Here is a 570-nt window from a genome sequence, read left to right on the forward strand (position 1 = left end):
CATCCATTTACCAAAACTTTCGGGTATTGATTTCTTAAAAATCCTGAGCAATCCACCGCAAGTTATTTTGACCACAGCATTTTCTGATTATGCTATAGAAAGTTATGAACTTGACGTAGTAGATTATTTACTCAAACCATTCTCATTTGAACGCTTTCTCAAAGCAATAAATAAAGTTCATAACCCGGTAGGTCAAAAACCGGAAGCAAATCCAGAAGAACGCCTCATTTTTATTAAAAGTGGGTATGAGCATATAAAAGTAGATATAGACCATCTGCTCTACATCAAAGCAGATATGGACTATACAGAACTGGTATCTACGAATAAAACGCATTTATCAAATGAAACCTTAAACTATTGGGAAGAACAACTGTCTGCAGGTGATTTTGTGCGCATTCACAGATCGTATTTGGTAAATATTAAAAGAATCACAAAGTTCTCAAGTGCGCAAGTACAGCTCAGTAACGATAAAATTCTAAATGTGGGTCGCGTATATCGTGAAAACCTTAAAAATAAGTTCAAACTTCTATAGTTTTTATATAAGGTATAATAGAATAAATTAAATTGTAA

The 570-nt window shown here is 33.2% G+C and carries 1 protein-coding gene; it reads left to right on the forward strand.

The genetic code is table 11. The features are described from left to right. Window positions 1-532: LytR/AlgR family response regulator transcription factor (locus tag RM553_RS19600; RefSeq protein ID WP_311536653.1), on the forward strand; the 532-nt coding region annotated here is incomplete at its 5' end. Between the last annotated feature and the right edge of the window lie 38 nt (window positions 533-570).

Origin of the sequence: Autumnicola tepida (assembly GCF_031846485.1) — a bacterium.
GTDB classification, from domain to species: domain Bacteria; phylum Bacteroidota; class Bacteroidia; order Flavobacteriales; family Flavobacteriaceae; genus Autumnicola; species Autumnicola tepida.